16 protein-coding genes are annotated in these 17,250 nt (G+C 70.9%); 14 read left to right on the top strand and 2 right to left on the bottom strand.

Going from position 1 to position 17,250, the window contains the following annotated elements; translation table 11 throughout:
* Positions 1-19 precede the first annotated feature (19 nt).
* The 6 genes from prcA (at position 20) to IEZ08_RS06235 (ending at position 5,988) form a co-directional block, all read left to right on the top strand.
* Entirely contained in the window at positions 20-823 is an 804-nt protein-coding gene (gene prcA / locus IEZ08_RS06260; RefSeq protein ID WP_189241893.1) for a proteasome subunit alpha, read from the top strand.
* 406 nt (positions 824-1,229) lie between these two features.
* Positions 1,230-2,588, top strand: coding sequence for a Pup--protein ligase (gene pafA / locus IEZ08_RS06255; protein WP_068923986.1), 1,359 nt, complete (start codon positions 1,230-1,232; stop codon positions 2,586-2,588).
* 122 nt (positions 2,589-2,710) lie between these two features.
* Positions 2,711-3,658, top strand: a complete 948-nt coding sequence (locus tag IEZ08_RS06250; RefSeq protein ID WP_068923985.1) for an FKBP-type peptidyl-prolyl cis-trans isomerase — start codon at positions 2,711-2,713, stop codon at positions 3,656-3,658.
* A gap of 115 nt (positions 3,659-3,773) precedes the next feature.
* Positions 3,774-4,679, top strand: a complete 906-nt coding sequence (locus tag IEZ08_RS06245) for an FKBP-type peptidyl-prolyl cis-trans isomerase (protein WP_176728528.1) — start codon at positions 3,774-3,776, stop codon at positions 4,677-4,679.
* 110 nt (positions 4,680-4,789) lie between these two features.
* The gene (locus IEZ08_RS06240; protein WP_068923983.1) at positions 4,790-5,440 is read left to right on the top strand and encodes a helix-turn-helix transcriptional regulator; all 651 of its coding nucleotides are present in this window, start codon (positions 4,790-4,792) and stop codon (positions 5,438-5,440) included.
* A 32-nt stretch (positions 5,441-5,472) separates the two neighbouring features.
* Positions 5,473-5,988, top strand: coding sequence for a DUF3291 domain-containing protein (locus tag IEZ08_RS06235; RefSeq protein ID WP_068923982.1), 516 nt, complete (start codon positions 5,473-5,475; stop codon positions 5,986-5,988).
* Here IEZ08_RS06235 and IEZ08_RS06230 read toward each other — a convergent pair.
* Positions 5,895-7,001 (bottom strand): DUF3866 family protein, encoded by a 1,107-nt coding sequence (locus IEZ08_RS06230; RefSeq protein ID WP_068923981.1) that lies wholly within the window; start codon positions 6,999-7,001, stop codon positions 5,895-5,897. The two genes, IEZ08_RS06235 and IEZ08_RS06230, sit on opposite strands and share 94 nt — an antisense overlap.
* 40 nt (positions 7,002-7,041) lie before the next feature.
* On the opposite strand from IEZ08_RS06230, the gene IEZ08_RS06225 reads away from it, so the two are divergent.
* From IEZ08_RS06225 to IEZ08_RS06200, 6 genes are all read left to right on the top strand, one after another.
* Complete coding sequence (locus tag IEZ08_RS06225) at positions 7,042-8,001, top strand: helix-turn-helix transcriptional regulator (RefSeq protein ID WP_068923980.1); 960 nt, start codon at positions 7,042-7,044, stop codon at positions 7,999-8,001.
* Positions 8,002-8,130: 129 nt separating this feature from the next.
* On the top strand, positions 8,131-9,090 hold the full coding sequence (locus IEZ08_RS06220) for a helix-turn-helix transcriptional regulator (protein WP_189241822.1): 960 nt from the start codon (positions 8,131-8,133) through the stop codon (positions 9,088-9,090).
* A gap of 219 nt (positions 9,091-9,309) precedes the next feature.
* Positions 9,310-9,639, top strand: a complete 330-nt coding sequence (gene tatA / locus IEZ08_RS06215) for a Sec-independent protein translocase subunit TatA (protein WP_068923978.1) — start codon at positions 9,310-9,312, stop codon at positions 9,637-9,639.
* A 50-nt stretch (positions 9,640-9,689) separates the two neighbouring features.
* Positions 9,690-10,604 carry a twin-arginine translocase subunit TatC gene (tatC, locus tag IEZ08_RS06210; RefSeq protein ID WP_068923977.1) on the top strand — a complete coding sequence of 305 codons (915 nt, stop codon included), beginning with the start codon at positions 9,690-9,692 and terminating at the stop codon, positions 10,602-10,604.
* Between the two features lie 17 nt (positions 10,605-10,621).
* Complete coding sequence (locus IEZ08_RS06205) at positions 10,622-11,494, top strand: diacylglycerol kinase (protein ID WP_189241821.1); 873 nt, start codon at positions 10,622-10,624, stop codon at positions 11,492-11,494.
* 93 nt (positions 11,495-11,587) lie between these two features.
* Complete coding sequence (locus IEZ08_RS06200) at positions 11,588-14,314, top strand: DEAD/DEAH box helicase (protein WP_068923975.1); 2,727 nt, start codon at positions 11,588-11,590, stop codon at positions 14,312-14,314.
* A gap of 325 nt (positions 14,315-14,639) precedes the next feature.
* Here IEZ08_RS06200 and IEZ08_RS06195 read toward each other — a convergent pair whose 3' ends face one another.
* The gene (locus IEZ08_RS06195) at positions 14,640-16,067 is read right to left on the bottom strand and encodes an RNB domain-containing ribonuclease (RefSeq protein ID WP_084781017.1); all 1,428 of its coding nucleotides are present in this window, start codon (positions 16,065-16,067) and stop codon (positions 14,640-14,642) included.
* A gap of 105 nt (positions 16,068-16,172) precedes the next feature.
* Between IEZ08_RS06195 and IEZ08_RS06190 the strand changes: the two genes are divergently transcribed.
* On the top strand, positions 16,173-16,331 hold the full coding sequence (locus IEZ08_RS06190) for a hypothetical protein (protein ID WP_176728527.1): 159 nt from the start codon (positions 16,173-16,175) through the stop codon (positions 16,329-16,331).
* 322 nt (positions 16,332-16,653) lie between these two features.
* A partial coding sequence (locus IEZ08_RS06185) for a HAMP domain-containing protein (RefSeq protein WP_189241820.1) occupies positions 16,654-17,250 on the top strand: 597 nt, incomplete at its 3' end.

The raw sequence follows: 17,250 nt of genomic DNA, 5'->3' as shown, positions 1-17,250 counted from the left end.
GAAGACCACTCCGGTGACCATGCCTTTTGGATACGCCTCCCCCGAACAGATCATGCGGGACAAGGCGGACTACGCGCGCAAGGGCATCGCGCGGGGCCGCAGCGTGGTCGTGCTCCAGTACGAGCACGGCATCCTGTTCGTCGCGCCCAACCCCTCCCGGGCACTGCACAAGATCAGTGAGATCTACGACCGGATCGGGTTCGCCGCGGTCGGCCGCTACAACGAGTTCGAGGCGCTCCGGCTGGGCGGCATCCGCTACGCCGACGTCAACGGCTACACCTACGATCGCTCCGACGTCACCGCCCGCGGCCTGGCCAACCTGTACGCCCAGAGCCTCGGGCAGATCTTCACCGAGTCGATCAAGTCGATGGAGGTGGAGGTGGTCGTCGCCGAGGTCGGCGACACCCCCGACGGCGACGCGATCTACCGGCTGACCTTCGACGGCTCGGTCTTCGACGAGCACGGCCTGGCCGCGATGGGCGGCCAGGCCGAGGCGGTCTCAACCCGGCTCAAGGAACGCTACCGCGACGGCATGGGGCTGGCGGAGGCGCTGGAGACGGCGCTGGCGGCGCTGACCGAGCCGGGCGGGGAGCGTCCCCCGGTCGGCCAGCTGGAGGTGGCGGTGCTCGACCGCAACCGGCCGCACCGCAAGTTCCTGCGCCTGCCCGCCCCGCGGCTGGAGAGGCTGCTGGCCGAGGCCGCGGCCAAGTCCGACCCCGCCGCCGGGGCGACCGGGCAGCCGGCTCCGGGAACGGGCGCGCAAGCGCCCGGCGACCCGGCCACCGGCCCCGAGGGCGACATCGACACCGGTTCCGGCGCCTGACCCGTGACCGCCCGGCCCCGCCGCGCATGTGATGCCGATCACTGCGCGGCGGGGCCGGATCACGCACGTGCGCCGCGGCACGGCGGAGTACGAGCCGATCACGTGGAAGCCCGGCACGTGCGAGGTCCGGGAAATCTGCACTCCCTGAACCCGCTTATGCCCCCGGTGACGGGGGCATAAGGTCCACGACCGGAACTCCGGAAACCCCACTGATCCCTATCCACGTGAAGAACTCAGCGAATAGTGTGAGGCAGTGACTGCTTCGCTCCCTGAGCAGGAGCGGCTTCTCGCTTCCCTCGGTTGAGGTGGGCGACGGCCAGGCTCTGACCGTTTCAAACGTAAAGATGATAACCGGGAAGCGATTCCTCTGCCGGGTGAACCCGGCAGTCCCCTCGCTAGGAGCATGATGGATCGTCGCATCTTCGGGCTGGAGAACGAGTACGGCGTCACCTGCACGTTCCGGGGGCAGCGGAGACTGTCCCCCGACGAGGTGGCGCGTTACCTGTTCCGGAGGGTCGTGTCCTGGGGGCGGTCGAGCAACGTGTTCCTCCGCAACGGCGCCCGCCTCTATCTGGACGTGGGCAGCCATCCGGAGTACGCCACCCCCGAGTGCGACAACGTCGTGGAGCTCGTCACCCACGACAAGGCGGGTGAGCGCATCCTGGAGGGCCTCCTCGTGGACGCCGAGAAGCGGCTGCGCGAGGAGGGCATCGCCGGGGACATCTACCTGTTCAAGAACAACACCGACTCCGCCGGCAACTCCTACGGCTGCCACGAGAACTACCTGGTGGGCAGGCACGGCGAGTTCGGCCGCCTGGCCGACGTGCTGATCCCCTTCCTGGTCACCCGGCAGATCGTGTGCGGGGCGGGGAAGGTGCTGCAGACGCCGCGCGGCGCGGTCTACTGCGTCTCCCAGCGGGCCGAGCACATCTGGGAGGGCGTGTCCTCCGCGACCACGCGCTCGCGTCCGATCATCAACACCCGCGACGAGCCGCACGCCGACGCCGAGCGGTTCCGCCGCCTGCACGTCATCGTCGGCGACTCCAACATGAGCGAGACGACGATGTTGCTCAAGGTCGGTGCGACCGACCTGGTGCTGCGCATGATCGAGGCGGGCACCGTGATGCGCGACCTGTCGCTGGAGAACCCGATCCGGGCCATCCGCGAGGTCTCCCACGACATGACCGGGCGGCGCAGGGTGCGCCTGGCCAACGGGCGGGAGGCGTCCTCGCTGGAGATCCAGCACGAATACCTCGCCAAGGCCCGCGACTTCGTCGACCGGCGCGGCGGCGACGAGATCAGCAACCGGGTGCTGGAGCTGTGGGAGCGCACGCTCACCGCGGTGGAGACCGGGAACCTGGACCTGGTCGCCCGGGAGATCGACTGGGTCACCAAGTACCAGCTGATCGAGCGCTACCGCAAGAAGTACGACCTGCCGCTGTCCAGTCCCAGGGTGGCCCAGCTCGACCTGGCCTACCACGACGTGCACCGCCGCCGCGGTCTGTTCTACCTGCTGCAGAAGCGCGGCGCGGTGGAGCGGGTGGCGTCCGACCTGAAGATCTTCGAGGCGAAGTCGGTGCCGCCGCAGACCACCCGGGCCCGGTTGCGCGGGGAGTTCATCCGCAGGGCGCAGGAGAAGCGGCGCGACTTCACCGTCGACTGGGTCCACCTGAAGCTCAACGACCAGGCACAGCGCACCGTGCTGTGCAAGGACCCCTTCCGCAGCGTGGACGAGAGGGTGGACAAGCTGATCGCGGGGATGTGACGGACACCCGGGGCCTGACGGACCCCGGGGCCGGCGGCGGCGCGTCCGGCCGTTGCTTACTCCGCCCGTATGGCCGTTCGGATAGGGTGACGCGAACCTGACGTCTGCTTGAGGGATATCTGATGCGTCGCCGCAGCCTGGCCGTGCTGGCCGCCGTTCCCCTGTTGTTCGCCGCCGCCTGCGGCACTCAGCAGGCCGATACCAAGACCTCCACCGGCAGCGGCGTGAAGGTCACCGGCGAGATCGGCAAGAAGCCGACGGTGACCTTCCCCTCCGGGACGCCCGCCGCGAAGTCGTCCGAGGAGACCGTCAAGGACGGCTCCGGCACGGAGTTCAAGATCGGTGACAGTGTCATCGTCAACTACACGGTCTTCAACTGGGACGGCAAGACCAACGCCACCGTCGGGTCGACCTACGACGCGGGCAACCCGGAGACCATCACGCTCAACGATGAGCTCCCGTCGGTCCTGCGGGAGGCGTTCGTCGGGGCCAAGCCCGGCGGCCGGCACGTCGCCGTGGTGGCCCCGGACAGCCTGACCAAGGAGCAGCTGGAGCAGGCCAAGCAGCAGGGCCAGGACAAGCTGACCCAGGTGCTCGTGCTGGACATGATCGGGGTCAAGCCGAAGCCGGTGACCGTCGACGGCGCGGCCGTCGATCCCGGCGTCAAGGGCGTCAAGGTGGAGAACCCGGGCCCGGGCAAGGCCCCCGTCCTGACCACGAAGACCGGTGAGAAGCCGTCCAAGGAGCTGGTCACCAAGGTCGTCATCAAGGGCACCGGCCCGGTCGTGAAGTCCGGGCAGCAGCTCATGGCGCACTACATCGGCAAGGTCTGGGGCACCGACAAGAAGTTCGACAGCAGCTGGGACAGGGGCGAGCCGGCGACCTTCGGGATCGGCACCGGAAAGGTCATCAAGGGCTGGGACCAGTCGCTGGTCGGGCTGCCCGTCGGCACCCGGGTGCTGGTGAGCATCCCGCCGGACCTCGGCTACGGCGCCCAGGGCAACGCGCAGGCGGGTATCAAGGGCACCGACACCCTGGTCTTCCTGGTGGACATCGTCGGCGCCTACTGAGCGCCGCGCCTGGAAAGCCCGGTCGCACCCTCGGTGCGACCGGGCTTCCGGCGCTACTGACATTTTTCCTAATAGGGCGCTAATGTGTCCGTATCCTCCGGACCAGGGGAGTCGGATGCGTGTTCGCGTGCTGCTCACCGTGCTTTTTCTCGTGCCCGCCGCGGGCTGCACCGCGGGGGACGGCGAGGCCGCCCAGAGCGTGAGGGCCGAGAGCTCCTTCGGGGCCAAGCCGACGATCACCTTCCCCGAGGGCGAGCCTCCGGCGGACCTGCAGGTCGGTGAGCAGATGACCGGCACCGGGGCGGTGGTCGAGGCGGAGGACCTGGTCGTCGCCCACTACACCGCGCACGTGTGGGACGGCGCGGACAATCCCCTGCTGGCCTCCAGTTTCAACCAGGGAGCCCCCGCCTCCTTCCCGCTCGGCCAGTCCCTCACCGGAGTGAGCAAGGCGTTGCAGGGACACCGGGTCGGCAGCCGCGTCGTGGCGGCCATCCCGCCGGAGGAGGGCTTCGGCCCCAACCCGCCGGACGGCATGGCCGCCGACAGCGCGCTGTTCTACGTCATCGACGTGCTCGGCGCCTTCCCGCCGGAGGCGGCGGCGACGGGCGCCGGCGGGCCCGGCACCCTGGCCGGGATCGAGGTCGAGGGCGGCCCGGGTGAGCGTCCGGTCCTCACGCTGCCGCGTACCGCGCCGCCCGGCGGGTTCCGGAGCAAGGTCCTCATCCGGGGCAAGGGGGCCAGGGTCCGGGCGGGGCAACTCGTCGTCACCCAGTACGAGGGCAGGGTCTGGGGCGCGGACGCCTCCTTCGAGTCCACCTGGCAGGCCCGGCAGCCCAGAGCCTTCCGGATCGGCAACGGCGGTGTCGTCAAAGGCTGGGAGCGGGCCCTGGTCGGAGTCCCGGTCGGCAGCCGCGTCGTCATGATCCTTCCCCCGGACCTCGGCTACGACAAGGGACTGCCGCCACTGATCAAGCCCTCCGACACCCTCGCCTTCGTCGTGGACGTCCTGGCCGCCTACTGAGCCGCTCCCCGGTCGTCCGCCGAGCCGTTCCCCGGTCGCCTGCCGGGCCGCTTCCGGACCGCGTGCGGACCGTCCGCCGCACCGTTCGGGCACGCCCTAGACTCGCGGCTGTGAGCAGCGATGACCTCGGTGTGGTGGCGGCCCTGCACGATCCGGTACGGCGGGCGGTCTACGAGTACGTGATCTCCCAGGGCCGCGACGTCGGGCGGAACGAGGCCGCCGAGGCGGTGGGGGTGCAGCGCACGCTTGCGGCGTTCCATCTGGACAAACTGGTCGAGGCCGGGCTGCTGGAGTCGGGCTTCAAGCGGCTGGGCGAGAAGACCGGGCCGGGCAGCGGGCGCCCGGCGAAGGTCTACCGGCGGGCGCCGGGGGAGTGGCAGGTGAGCGTCCCGGCCCGTGACTACCGCACGCTCGCGCTGGTGCTGGCCGAGGCGGTGGACCTGCTCGGCGGGGAGGATCGGGCCGAGGAGGCCGCGCGGCGGGCGGGGGGCAGGATCGCGGAGCGCGTCGCTCCCGACGAGAGCCTGGAGGAGACGCTGCGGCAGCGCGGTTACGAGCCCTATGCGCAGGAGGGTCGCCTGCGGCTGCGCAACTGCCCGTTCCACGTGCTGGCCGAGGCGCAGCCGCTGCTGGTGTGCTCGATGAACCTCTCGCTCTGCCGGGGGCTGCTGGAGGGGCTCGGCCAGGATCCGGAGCGGGCCCGGCTGGACCCGAGGCCGGGAGAATGCTGCGTGAGCCTTTCTATAAATAATGAGAATTGACATAGAAGGGGGAGGGATGGTCTGCTGAGGTCATGCACCTGGCACAGCTGAACGTCGCCCACCTTCGGGCGCCCCTCGACTCCCCGGAACTGGCCGACTTCGTCGACCTCCTCGAACCGATCAACAAGCTCTCCGACGCCGCGCCCGGTTTCGTCTGGCGGCTCAAGGAGAGCGAGGACCCCCGCGAGACGGTCTCCCATGGGTACGGCGACCACCTGGTGATCAACTTCTCGGTCTGGGCGTCGCGCGACGAGTTGTGGAACTTCGTCTACCGCAGCGCCCACCTGCCGGTGCTGCAGCGGCGCAGGGAGTGGTTCCTGCGCGTGGCGGAGCCGTACTCCGTGATGTGGTGGATCCCCGAGGGGCACATCCCCTCCCTGGCGGAGGGGATGGAGCGGCTGGAGCTGCTCCGGCGTGAGGGCCCCGGTCCGGCGGCCTTCACCTTCAAGGACTTCTACGCCCCCGAGGGCGTCCCCGCCTCCGGCGGGCCTTCGGACGCCGGGAGTGAGGCCGCCAGCCTGCCCGCCGCGGCGGAGGTCAGGAAGTAGGCCAGGTCCTCGTCCAGACCCCGGCCCATGGTGGACAGCCGTACCGGCGAGCCCTTCAGCGCCTCGTGCAGGCCGTCCACGGAGACCGGGACCAGCTTGTGCCGGGTGCCCAGCGGCTGGACCTGCTCGGCCACCCGGCTGCCGAAGTCGCCCGGCAGTTCCGGCACCGCGACGCGGGCCGGAGCCAGGGCGACCCGGCCGTAGGCGGTCAGCGAGTGGTGGGAGACCCCCAGGTGCCGCTCGCGCCGGTCGCCCTCACTGACCCGCAGCGCCGCGACCGGGCGGCCGGAGAGCGCCGCGGCGGCGTTGACCGCCTCCCCGGCCGAGACGCCGGAGAACCCCCACCGGGTGCCGCTGCCCAGGTTGCCCGGCCCCTGGGTGACGATCGCGATGTCGGCACCCAGGACGTGCCGGGCCGCCAGCAGCCCGGTGTGCGTGGTGACCGCCTCCACGTCACCGCCGAAGGACTGGCCCACCGTCACCGTCCCGGCCAGCCAGCCCGCCTCCCTCAGCCGGGCGCAGGACATGGAGAACCAGGCGGGCAGCGCGCCGCCGTCGAGCATCACGTAGGCGACGCGGGCGTGCGGCCAGGAGTCGTACAGCCCGCACAGGATCGCCGGGAGCGCCGAATGCAGGTCGGCGACCACGACCGGCATGCCGTCGAGGGAGTCGGCCTCGCGCAGGATCTCGTGGTGCGGGGAATCTTGTTCGTCGGCTCCGAGAACGGTGGCCTGTAGCGGGGTGTAGCGTGCCTTTACCAGATGTCCGGGTCCGTCTGGATCTTCCGGCAATCGGTCGGGGATCGCCACCACCATGGCGTACCCTCCCGTACCGAGGCCCATCGCGAGCGCGGTCGTGTTCAGCAGGACCGCGTCGCCGGGCTCCGGGCGTCCCACCAGGGCGGGATAGGCGAGCGCGCGCGCCTCGCCCTCCTCGGTGCGGACATCGAGCTCCACGGCCCCGGGCCACTCGCGCCGGATCCGCAACACCTCGCCCCTGCGCCATCTGATCACGGGGGCAGAGTAGCGTCATTTGAACAGGGAGGGAGGCCGGATGTCGCGCCGGAAGACCGAGCGGTTGCTGAATCTCGTGATCTGCCTGCTCGCCACGCGGCGGCCGTTGACCGCCGAGCACATCCGTCAGGCCGTGCCCGGCTACGACTCGGCCAACGACGAGGCCTTCCAGCGGATGTTCGAGCGGGACAAGAACGAGTTGCGGGAGATCGGCATCCCGATCGAGGTCCAGAAGGACCCGTGGGAGGAGGATCCGGGCTACCGGATCGTCCGCCAGGCCTACGAGCTGCCGGAGATCACGCTGGAACCCGACGAGGCGGCCGTGGTGGGCCTGGCCGCGCGGGTGTGGCAGCGGGCGAGTTTGGCCGAGGCGGCCAGCGGGGCGCTGCTGAAGTTGCGCGCCGGGGGAGTGGAGACCGACGAGACCGGCGGGATGCTCGGCGGCGCGCTGGAGTTGCGGGTCGACACCCAGGACCCGGCCTTCCCCGCGCTGTGGGAGGCGGTGCGCGACCGGCGCCCGGTCCGTTTCCCCTACCGGGTGGCGGCCGGCGAGAGCGTGCTGACCCGCACGGTCGAGCCGTGGGGCGTGGTCAGCCGCCGCGGCAAGTGGTACGTCGTGGGCTACGACCGCGACCGGGAGGCGCCCCGGGCGTTCCGGCTCAGCCGGATCAGCGGGCCGGTCGTCCCGGCGGGCCGCCCCGGGACCGTGACGGTGCCCGAGGGCGTCGATTTCAAGGCGATGGTCGCCCCCCGCGACGAGGGTCCGGTCCAGCGGCGCACTGCCGTGATCCGGGTCCGCGAGGGCTCCTGCCAGGGGTTGCGTCAGGTCGCGGGGGCCGTACGGCCGGCGGGCGAGGGCTGGGACGAGCTGGAGGTGGCCTTCGCCGATCCCGAGCGGCTGGCCGGATGGGTCGCCGGGTTCGCCGCCGACGCCGTGGTGGTCGGACCGCCGGACGCCCGCGACGCGGTGATCCGCCGCCTGAAGGGGGTTCTGGCATGATCCGGTACGGCGCTGCGAGTGATGGAGTGGTGAGCGACCGATGAGCCGGAGCGAGCCCGACGGAGTGCGCGGAGTGGGTCGTGAGGGACGAGCGGGCCGCGGAGCGAGTGATGGAGTGGTGAGCGACCGATGAGCACGGCCGACCGGTTGCCGAGGCTGCTGGCCCTGGTGCCCTATCTGATGTCCCATCCGGGGGCGCAGGTGCCCGAGGTCGCGAAGATCTTCGGGCTGACCGAGAAGCAGCTCATCGACGACCTGCAGCTGGTGTGGATGTGCGGGCTGCCCGGTCACACCCCGGGTGACCTGATCGACGTCTCCTGGGACGGCGGCGAGATCGTCATCGACAACGCCGACACGATCGCCCGGCCGCTCCGTCTGGGGGTGGACGAGGCGAGCGCGTTGCTGGTGGCGCTGCGGATGTTGTCCGAGATGCCGGAGTTCGGGGAGCGGGACGCCCTCTCGCGGGTGATCGCCAAGTTCGAGCAGGCCGCGGGGGAGGGCGCGGCCACCGTCAGCAGCCAGGTCGCCGTCGAGGTGGACGGCGCCGCCTTGGACGCGCTGCCCGTCGTCAACGAGGCGCTGCGGCGCGCCAGGCGGTTGTCGCTGCGCTACTACGTGCCGGGCCGCGACGAGATCACGCCGCGCGAGGTCGACCCGATGCGGCTGGTCGTGGTGGACGGCCGCTCCTACCTGTCGGGCTGGTGCTACCGGGCCGAGGCGGTGCGCCTGTTCCGGCTGGACCGCATGCTCTCGGTGGAGGTCCTCGACGTGGCCGCGGCCCCGCCGGAGGACGCGGTGCCCGACGAGGTGACGCCCGGGGTGTTCCGCCCCTCGCCCACCGACGAGCTGGTGGAGCTGGAGCTGACCCCGGCGGGCCGCTGGGTGGCGGAGTACTACCCGTGCGAGAGCGTCGAGGAACTCGGCGAGGGCCGCCTGCGGGTGGCGCTGCGCGCCCGCGACCAGGGCTGGCTGCTCCGGCTGGCGCTGCGCCTGGGCGACACCGGCAGGGTCGTCTCGCCCTCCTCGCTGGCCGGGGCGGTGCGGGAGGCCGCGGCGGCGGCGCTGAGCCGTTACGAATCGGTCGCCTGAACCGGTCTCGCCGGACTTCGCGGGCCGTCCCGTCCCGGCGCGGCGTTGCGGGCCGGTGGCCTGATCCCGTACGGGATCTTTACCGGCGGTTTCCGGAGTCCATACGGACAGGATTCGTTGCCAGTAAAAGGATGATTCGGGCGCTGAAGGGATGAGAGTGCGTCCACGGCAGCGTACGATCGGCACTGAGATTGCATGTCGTCTGGTTAAGGGTGTGTCATGACTATGCCTGGTCCCACCGAGCTGATCATCATCGGGATCATCCTGGTGCTGTTGTTCGGCGCCAAGAAGCTGCCGGAGGCCGCTCGCGGACTCGGCCGGTCGCTGCGCATCTTCAAGGCGGAGACCTCCAAGCTCCGTGACGACGATGAGCCCACGACCGCCACCGCCGCCGTCGTGCAGGCCCAGCCGGTGACCCCGGCCCCGCAGCCGATCACCCCTCCGGCTCCCGCTCCGGCCGCCGAGCCGTCCGCCGAGGAGCAGGCCCGGGTCCTCGAGGAGCAGGCCGCCAAGCTGCGCGCCCAGGCGAGTGCCCAGAAGCAGCAGTAGGCTGTGCGGGCATAACCTGATCATTTCACTCCTCGGACCGGGATTCGCGAATGGCGCTGCTGAAATGGCCCAAGCCGGGCCGTAACGGGTCCGTGTCGCCCGAGGACGCGGCCGAGGGACGCATGCCGCTCATGGAGCACCTCCGTGAGCTGCGCAACCGGATCGTCGTCTCCCTGCTGGGACTGGTGGCCGGCATCGTCGTCGGGTTCATCTTCTTCGATCCGATCTGGGATTTCATCACCGCGCCCTACTGCAGCCTGGAGGCCTCGCAGGTCCTCCGGGAGGGTGAGTGCACGTTCGCCATCCGCGGCGTCTTCGAGGCGTTCCTCGTCAACCTGAAGGTCGCGGCGATGTTCGCGCTGGTGGCGTCCTCGCCGCTCTGGCTCTACCAGATCTGGGCCTTCGTGACGCCCGGCCTCTACCGCAACGAGAAGCGCTACTCGATCATCTTCCTCGGCATGGCCATCCCGCTGTTCCTGGCGGGTACGGCGCTGGCCTACTTCGTCATGGACAAGGGGCTGGCGATCCTGCTCGGCTTCGCGCCGGGCAACGCCGTGCCGCTGCTGGAGATGGACGACTACCTCAGCTACGCGCTGATCATGCTCGTCATCTTCGGCATCTCCTTCGAGATGCCCCTGCTGATGGTGTTCCTCAACGTCATCGGTGTGCTGTCGCACGCCACGGTGGCCAAGCACCGGCGCATGGTCATCTTCATCATGTTCCTGTTCGCCGCGATCGCCACCCCGAGCACCGACCCGTTCTCGATGCTGGCGCTGGCGCTGCCGATGGTGGTCCTGTTCGCCCTCGCCGAGGGGATCATGTACTTGCGGGACAGGCGCCACAAGGATGAGGACTTCTCTCACCTGTCCGATGACGAGGCCTCCGAGATCCCGGACGGCGACGGCCTTCAGGATGACGACTCTGCTCTCGATTTGAATACGACCGATACTGATCGGGCTAGATAGGCGATAAGTTCCGGTTTGTGTTCGGAGAGATCGCCGTCCTCGTCAATCCCGCCGCCCGCGGCGGCCGCTCGCGCGGTCTGCTCGCCCCGGTTCTGGAACGGCTCCGGCGGGGTGGCGCCGAAGTCTCGGTGATCCTCGGGGAGTCCGCCGAAGACGCCCTGGAGCGCGCCTGCACCGCCGTCGCCGAGGGCCCCGACGCGCTGGTGGCCTTCGGCGGGGACGGCCTGGTCCACCTCGCCGTCCAGGCCGTGGCCGGGACCGAGGTGCCGCTGGGCATCATCCCGGCCGGGACCGGCAACGACATCGCCACCGCCCTCGGCCTGCCGAAGAACGCCCTGGCCGCCGCCGACGTGGTCGCGCGGGGCCGGTGCCGTACGGTCGACGCCGCGCGGATCGGCGAGGACGAGTGGTTCGCCAGCGTGTTGTGCTGCGGCTTCGACTCCCGGGTCAACGAGCGGGCCAACCGGCTGTCCTGGCCGCCCGGCATGGCGAAGTACCTGGTCGCGATGGCGCAGGAGCTGCGGAGCTTCGCTCCGATCCCCTTCCGGATCGATCTCGACGGGGAGGTGATCGAGCGCGAGGCCGTGCTCGTCGCGGTCGGCAACACCCGTTCCTACGGCGCGGGGATGCGCGTCTGCCCGGGCGCGCTGCCCGACGACGGCCTGCTGGACGTGACGATCATCGACGCCGGTCCCCGGAGCCGCTTCCTGCGGGCCTTCCCCCGGGTCTACCGAGGCACCCACGCCGGCCACCCCCTGGTCACCATGCGGCGGGCCAGGAAGGTGACGCTGGAGGCGCCGGACGTGATCGCCTACGCCGACGGCGAGCGCATCGGCCCGACCCCCCTCGCCTGCGAGGCCGTCCCCGGAGCGCTGCGCGTTCTGAGCTGACGGCCCCGGCCGCTCCCGTCGCCGCAGGCGGCCGTCCGGTGGGTCGAGTACGCGCCGGACGGACCGGAATTGCGATATCGGTAGGCTGAAGCTATGACGACGCCTGCGGAACGCTACGCCGCCTTCCGTCAGAGCCAGGCCGAGAGCGGGCCGGCGCTGACCTCGTTCCGGGCTCTGTACGACTTCGAACTGGACGACTTCCAGATCGACGCCTGCCGGGCGCTGGAGGCGGGCGACGGGGTCCTCGTGGCCGCCCCCACCGGATCGGGCAAGACCGTCGTGGGCGAGTTCGCCGTCCACCTGGCGCTGGAGGAGGGCCGCAAGTGCTTCTACACCACCCCGATCAAGGCGCTCTCCAACCAGAAGTACAACGACCTGGTCAAGCGGTACGGCGCCGGCAAGGTCGGCCTGCTCACCGGTGACAACAGCGTCAACGGCGAGGCGCCGATCGTCGTCATGACGACCGAGGTGCTGCGCAACATGTTGTACGCCGGGTCGGGCACCCTGGCCGGGCTCGGCTTCGTGGTCATGGACGAGGTCCACTATCTGGCCGACCGGTTCCGCGGCGCCGTCTGGGAAGAGGTGATCATCCACCTTCCCGAGTCGGTCCGCCTGGTCGCGCTCTCGGCCACGGTCAGCAACGCCGAGGAGTTCGGCGAGTGGCTCGGCACCGTCCGCGGCGACACCTCGGTCATCGTCGACGAGCACCGCCCGGTCCCGCTCTGGCAGCACATGCTCGTCGGCCACCGCCTCTACGACCTCTTCCTGGCCGAGGAGGAGGGCGGCAGGCCGGTGATCAACCCCACCGTGATGCGGCTGGCCCGCGACGAGGAACGGCTGGCCGGCCGGGGCCGCCGGGGCTACGCGCGCCCGCGCAGGCCCGGGCCGTCCAACCGGGCCGAGGTCATCGAGCGGCTCGACGCCAACGGACTGCTGCCCGCGATCACCTTCATCTTCTCCCGGGCCGGCTGCGACGCCGCCGTCACCCAGTGCCTGTACGCCGGGATCCGGCTCACCACCGACGCCGAGCGCCACGAGATCCGGCAGATCGTGGACGAGCGCACCGCGCACCTGCCGGACGAGGACCTGGCCGTGCTCGGCTACCTCGAATGGCGCGACTGCCTGGAGCGCGGCCTGGCCGCCCACCACGCGGGCATGCTGCCGACCTTCAAGGAGGTCGTCGAGGAACTGTTCACCCGCGGCCTGGTCAAGGCCGTGTTCGCCACCGAGACCCTCGCGCTGGGCATCAACATGCCCGCCCGCTCCGTGGTGATCGAGAAGCTCGACAAGTGGAACGGCGAGACCCACGCCGACCTCACTCCCGGCGAATACACCCAGCTCACCGGCCGGGCCGGGCGCCGCGGCATCGACGTCGAGGGCCACGCGGTGGTGCTGTGGCAGCCGGGGACGGACCCGCTGCACGTCGCGGGCCTGGCCAGCACCCGCACCTACCCGCTGCGTTCCAGCTTCCGCCCCTCCTACAACATGGCCGTCAACCTCGTCGGCCAGGTCGGCAGGGAACGGGCCAGGACCCTGCTGGAGTCCTCCTTCGCGCAGTTCCAGGCGGACCGGGCGGTGGTCGGCATCGCCAAGCAGCTGCGCCGTCACGAGGAGGCGCTGACGGGCTACCGCGAGGCGATGACCTGCCACCTGGGCGACTTCTCCGAGTACGCCGCGATGCGCAGGACGCTGTCGGACCGTGAGTCCGAGCTGTCGCGCCAGCGCGGTGCGGCGCGCAGGCTCCAGGCGCTGCGCTCGCTGGAGGCGCTGCGGCCGGGCGACATCATCCGCGTCCCCGGCGGCCGCCGGGCCGGCCTGGCGGTCGTGCTGGACCCGGGCCTGAACTCCCGCGGGGAGGGTCCGTCCCCGCTGGTGCTGACCATCGGCAAGCAGGTCAAGAAGTTGTCGCCGGCCGACTTCCCGGTCCCGGTGGAGCCGGTCGAGCACCTGCGCATCCCCAAGCACTTCAACGCCCGCTCTCCCAAGGAGCGGGCCAACCTGGTCTCGTCCATGCACGCCAAGATCGGCGACCGTGATTTCGGCAGACCCGAGCGGGCCCGCGACCACGCGGCCGAGGACGAGGAGATCCTGCGCCTGCGCAGGGAGATCCGCCAGCACCCCTGCCACGGCTGCGACGAGCGGGAGGACCACGCCCGCTGGGCCGAACGCTACTACAAGCTGCTGCGCGAGACCGAGGGGCTGCGCCGCAGGGTCGAGGGCCGCTCCCACGTCATCGCCCGCACCTTCGACAAGGTCTGCGGGGTGCTCGACCGGCTCGGCTACCTCGACGGCGAGACCGTCACCGCCGAGGGCCGCCGGCTGGCCCAGCTCTATACCGAGCTGGACCTGCTCACCGCCGAGTGCCTGCGCGCCGGGCTCTGGAACGATCTCGACCCGGCCGAGCTGGCCGCGTGCGTGTCCTCGCTGATCTTCGAGTCCCGGCAGGGCGATGAGGCCCGCCAGCCCCGCATCCCCGCGGGCGGTGCGCAGCAGGCGCTGGCGGCCATGGTCCGGCTCTGGGCCGACCTGGAGGCGATCGAGAGCGACCACGGGTTGTCCTTCACCCGGGAGCCCGACGCCGGCTTCGCCTGGGCGGCCTTCCGCTGGGCCAAGGGCCACAGCCTGGACGCCGTGCTCAGCGACGGGGTGAACGGTTCGGAGCTGGCCGCCGGTGACTTCGTGCGCTGGGTCAAGCAGCTGCTCGACCTGCTCGGCCAGATCTCCGACGCCTCGCCGCGCGACAGCAAGGTCAGGCAGAGCGCGGGCAAGGCGATGGACGCGCTCAGGCGCGGGGTGGTGGCCTACTCGTCGGTAAGCTGACCGTCAGGTCAAGGCAGTGTGACGGAGGGTGCGCGGAACGTAACCGCGGCGTCTGTTTCCCGCGGGGTGCCGGCGGAAATCCTCCCTGTCACGAACCGCTGGAGCCCACACCCAGAAGATCCGCCTCCACCGGGTCGTCCCGACGAAGTCCGTCCCCATCCGATCCGTCCGGAAAGGAGCACCCCGGCAAGGTTCCCGCCCCGCTGACGAGGCCGCGTCCGGAATCCGGGCGCGGCCTCGTCCGTCGGCCGGAAGGGCCGGGGCGTATCCGACCGGACGGCGAGGCCGGGGGCACGCGACCGCCGGCAGGAGCCGGAGGACGTGATCAGGCGAGGGTGAAGCGCACTTCCCGGGTGGCCGGATCGGCGCGTGTCAGCCGTACCCGCACCGTCTCTCCCAGCGGGAGCTTCTCGCCGTCGCAGCGGGCCACCACCGGGGGGTCGTCGACCTGCACCCGGCCGCCAGGCCGCTCCCCGTCCACGTCGATCACCACCGCGTCGAACGTCTGACCCACCCGCTCGCGCAGCACGAACGCCTCCACCAGGTCCACGCACGCCCGCTCCGCCGCGCCCGCGCGCCGCCCGCTGGCGCGCATGGCCTCCGGCACCTCGACCATGACCCGCTGGATCTCCTCGGGCACGGGCTCCCCGGCGGCGATCGCCAGGCAGATCTCCGTGGCGTAGCGGTCGGCCAGCCGGCGCAGCGGGGCGGTCACGTGCGCGTACGGCGCCGCCACCGCGGCGTGGGCGGCCTCGGCCGGAGGCTCGCCGTTGAAGGCCACGTAGTCGGCCCCGCGCAGCAGCACCGCCGACTCCTGGAGGAACGCGGCGTGCCCGGGAACCTTCGGATCGAGGCCGTGCACGACCTCCCCGTAGGAGGCGTCGGCCGGCCAGGGGACGTCCAGGGCGGCGGCCATCCGCCGGACCTGGGCGACCTCGTCGGCGGGGGCGGGCGGCAGCACCCGCAGCAGGCCGATCTCGGCGTCGAGCATCATCGAGGCGGCGGCCATGCCGGTCAGCAGGGAGATCTGCGCGTTCCACTCCTCGGCCTCCAGCGGGACCCGCACCACCACGCGGTAGCCGTCCCCGTCGGGGACCACCTCGCGCTCGGGGGTGGGTAGCGAGACCCCGCCCCGGTCCCGTTCCAGCGCCAGGCGGAGCCTGCCGATCTCGGCCAGCAGCCGCACCGTGCCGTCCGCAGTCCCGGTGTCGACGGCTGTCTGGACGTAGTCGTAGTCGAGCCGCTCGCGGCTGCGCACCAGCGCCCGCGTCACGTCGGCGCCCACGGTCCGGCCGTCGGCGTCCAGGTCCACGCACCACAGGACGGCCGGCCGGGTCACCCCGGGCAGCAGGCTGGCCGCCCCCTCCGACAGGACCGGCGGGTGCAGCGGGATCCGCCCGTCGGGCAGATAGACGGTCTCGCCCCGGCTGCGCGCCTCGCGGTCGATGGCCCCGTCCGGCCGGACGAACGCCCCGACGTCGGCGATGGCGTACCACACGCGGTAGCCGCCGGACCGTGTCTCCAGGTGCATGGCCTGGTCCAGGTCCATGGAACCGGGCGGGTCGACGGTGATGAGCGGGAGGTCGGTCCGGTCGATCTCGGGCAGCCGGGGTACCTCGGCGACCCACTCGGCCTCGTCGATCACGCCACGGGGGAACTCCTCCGGGAGCTTGAACTCCCGGCGGATGCGCTCGAAACCGTCGTCGAGGCGCGGACGGGACTCCCCGGACACTTTGATGCTCGTGTACGGCACGGCGATCAACCTACCGTTCCCCGGCGTGCCACCCCTATCGGACACCCTGAACGACGTGGTAATCGACTCGTCATCTCCGTTGAATGACCCCTGAGGTCACCAATTATGATCAAAGTTGACCGAACCCTTCATATCGACATCCTCTGCGCCCACCTGCCGAAGCGCTACGCCTTCCCCGACGCGGCGCGGGAAATCGTGGGCGTGCTCCGCGCCGCCCGGGCTGAGGGCTTCCCGGCCGGTCCTGCGGGTGTCGACACTCTGTAGCGCATATAGGGTGATAACGGAAGACGGTTACAGGAAAGACATTTCTGGTATGATCTTGTGCTAAACACTGACATGTCCGGTGACGGGATCGTGAGCGGCCGCCGGGGCGGCGGCCGTGCCGGTGGGTGAGATCCGGGAGGGCCGGACGGAGGCGCCGTACTGATCGAGTATGTTCGTGCGCGGATTCCCGGCAAGCGCCGGTTTGTTTAGAGATCGATCTATGTGCCGTTTTCGTGTGGCGTTCGGACTATTGTGATCACCTTGTGGCGTGCCCGGACGGCGGGCCCGGCCTGATCGGTGAGACTGAGCGATGAGGGTGGACATGAGTGACGTGATCGTCGAGGGGTCGCCTTCCGCCTCCGGCACCGGAGTCGAGGCCGGCGAGTCGGAGCTGCGCCTGCTGCTCGCGGGCCTGACGGCGGTCAGGGACGGTGACTTCGGCACCCGCCTGCCCGGCGACGCCGACGGGTTGCTGGGAGAGATCGCCACCGTGTTCAACGGCATGGTGGACCAGCTCTCCCTGTTCACCTCCGAGGTGACCCGGGTGGCGCGCGAGGTCGGCACCGAGGGCCGGCTGGGCGGCCAGGCCGACGTCAAGGGCGTCTCGGGCACCTGGCGGGACCTGACCGACTCGGTCAACGCCATGGCCGGCAACCTCACCGACCAGGTCCGCAGCATCGCCCAGGTCACCACCGCGGTGGCCAAGGGCGACCTGTCACAGAAGATCACCGTGGACGCCCGCGGCGAGATCCTGGAGCTGAAGAACACCGTCAACACGATGGTGGACCAGCTGTCGAGCTTCGCCGACGAGGTCACCCGGGTGGCCCGCGAGGTCGGCACCGAGGGCCAGCTCGGTGGGCAGGCCGACGTCAAGGGCGTCTCGGGCACCTGGCGGGACCTGACCGACTCGGTCAACTAC

This window comes from Planobispora rosea, assembly GCF_014648175.1.
In the GTDB taxonomy this organism is placed as follows: Bacteria; Actinomycetota; Actinomycetes; order Streptosporangiales; family Streptosporangiaceae; genus Planobispora; species Planobispora rosea.
This window is presented reverse-complemented; position numbering and strand designations above follow the sequence as displayed.

Coding starts and splice junctions, on each gene's coding strand:
- prcA (WP_189241893.1), top strand. CDS start 20: ATGCCTTTTGGATACGCCTCCCCCGAACAGATCATGCGGGACAAGGCG.
- pafA (WP_068923986.1), top strand. CDS start 1,230: ATGGATCGTCGCATCTTCGGGCTGGAGAACGAGTACGGCGTCACCTGC.
- IEZ08_RS06250 (WP_068923985.1), top strand. CDS start 2,711: ATGCGTCGCCGCAGCCTGGCCGTGCTGGCCGCCGTTCCCCTGTTGTTC.
- IEZ08_RS06245 (WP_176728528.1), top strand. CDS start 3,774: ATGCGTGTTCGCGTGCTGCTCACCGTGCTTTTTCTCGTGCCCGCCGCG.
- IEZ08_RS06235 (WP_068923982.1), top strand. CDS start 5,473: ATGCACCTGGCACAGCTGAACGTCGCCCACCTTCGGGCGCCCCTCGAC.
- IEZ08_RS06225 (WP_068923980.1), top strand. CDS start 7,042: ATGTCGCGCCGGAAGACCGAGCGGTTGCTGAATCTCGTGATCTGCCTG.
- IEZ08_RS06220 (WP_189241822.1), top strand. CDS start 8,131: ATGAGCACGGCCGACCGGTTGCCGAGGCTGCTGGCCCTGGTGCCCTAT.
- tatA (WP_068923978.1), top strand. CDS start 9,310: ATGACTATGCCTGGTCCCACCGAGCTGATCATCATCGGGATCATCCTG.
- tatC (WP_068923977.1), top strand. CDS start 9,690: ATGGCGCTGCTGAAATGGCCCAAGCCGGGCCGTAACGGGTCCGTGTCG.
- IEZ08_RS06200 (WP_068923975.1), top strand. CDS start 11,588: ATGACGACGCCTGCGGAACGCTACGCCGCCTTCCGTCAGAGCCAGGCC.
- IEZ08_RS06190 (WP_176728527.1), top strand. CDS start 16,173: ATGATCAAAGTTGACCGAACCCTTCATATCGACATCCTCTGCGCCCAC.